This is a genomic window from Variovorax sp. P4_D9 (genome assembly GCF_056401695.1).
Window position 1 is genome coordinate 1 of sequence record NZ_JBFUIU010001417.1, and the last position, 1,424, is coordinate 1,424.

General features: G+C 60.3%; 2 protein-coding genes. One reads left to right on the top strand and one right to left on the bottom strand.

Features of this window, described 5'->3' with window-relative positions:
- Positions 1 to 134 precede the first annotated feature (134 nt).
- Positions 135 to 719, bottom strand: coding sequence for a TetR/AcrR family transcriptional regulator (locus AC1DY5_RS55550; protein WP_478122690.1), 585 nt, complete (start codon positions 717 to 719; stop codon positions 135 to 137).
- Positions 720 to 940: 221 nt separating this feature from the next.
- On the opposite strand from AC1DY5_RS55550, the gene AC1DY5_RS55555 reads away from it, so the two are divergent.
- On the top strand, positions 941 to 1,424 hold a 484-nt coding region (locus AC1DY5_RS55555; protein WP_478122691.1), incomplete at its 3' end, for an ABC transporter substrate-binding protein.

The following is a 1,424-nucleotide window of genomic DNA, read 5'->3' on the forward strand; positions in this document are numbered from 1 at the left end:
GATGTCGGTCGTTCGCACCGAGAAATGGGCCAGCTTGTTTATCGCCATGGATTGCTCCTTCAAACTAATTAGGTTATCGATAGATAAATAGTAGTCGAAGCAAACGGGAACTGCAAGCGTTTGCGCGGCCGGCGCTAAGTGCGGTCCGCGAGCAGCACCTGCGGAACGCCCGACATGAAGGCATCCACACGCATGTCGATGAGGCGCTCCAGGCGCTTGGGCGTGGGAAGGTCATAGACCCATTTCCTCACTCCGATGTAGAAGACGCTTGAATGCATCGCCCACACCAGTTCGACCTCCTCGTCCTCTGCGTCGGCGTCGGCTGGCTCCGGAATGCTGAACTCATGGCGGAGTTCGCGGGCGATGACCAGGAAGTGCCGCTCCCTCAGGCGTGAAAGGTACTTCTGATTGATGCCTCCCCTGCTCAATCCGGCGTAGATGAAGATGCGCACCCATTCGCTGCGAAGCACGAACCTGGCGTAGTCCTTGAGGTAGCGCTTTAGCCGTTCGGCCAGCGGCGCGCTCCGGTCGACCAGCCACTCCTCCCATTCCGGGTTCCATCGACGCACGAAGACCTCCTCGTACACCCGATCGACCAGCGCCTCCTTGGTGGGGAAGTACCTGTAGAGCAGCGGCTGTGTGATGCCGAGCTCCTTCGCAAGGTCACGGGTGCTCGCCTCGAAGCCACGCCTCGCAAAGAACGAGATGGCGGCCTGCACGATCTGATGTTCGCGGTCTTCCGGCGCCAAGCGCCGCCGAGGAGCCCCGCCCGCTGCAGCACGCGGCTCGATGGGCTTAGATGTTTTCGTCAGGTTCGGTGGCACTCGGGTTTTCCCTATCTTATTTATCAGTTGACAATTTAAATGAGGTGAGTCAAAGTTATCACACGCTAAATAGCAATGTACGTCCGATCCGGACCCGCGCCAACAGGAGAACCCCCATGAGACAGCACGCCTACCTCAACCGGCTTGTTCGCCGGGCGACCGCCCTCGCCGGCCTTTGCATCGCAGCCTCGGCGGTGCATGCCCAAGCCATCAAGATCGGCCTTCCGGTCCCGCTGACGGGTCCATATGGTGCCGAAGCGAAGGACCAGGTCCGCAACGCCGAGCTTGCCGTGAAGGAATTCAACGACGGTGGTGGTCTGAACGGGCGCAAGGCCGAACTGCTGGTTCGCGACGACAAGCTCAACCCCGGCGAAGCAGCCACCCGCACGCTCGAACTACTCGAGAAGGACAACGCAAACTTCATCGTCGGCGGCCTCTCCGCGGCGACCCAGCTGTCCATCAACAACGTGACCAAGCAGCGCAAGGTCATCTACGTTTCCATCAGCCAATCCGATGCCATCAACGAGGTGAGCGACGCCAGCCCGTATACCTTCCACGAGGCGCTGAATCCGCACATGACCACGCAGGCAGTTGGCCGCT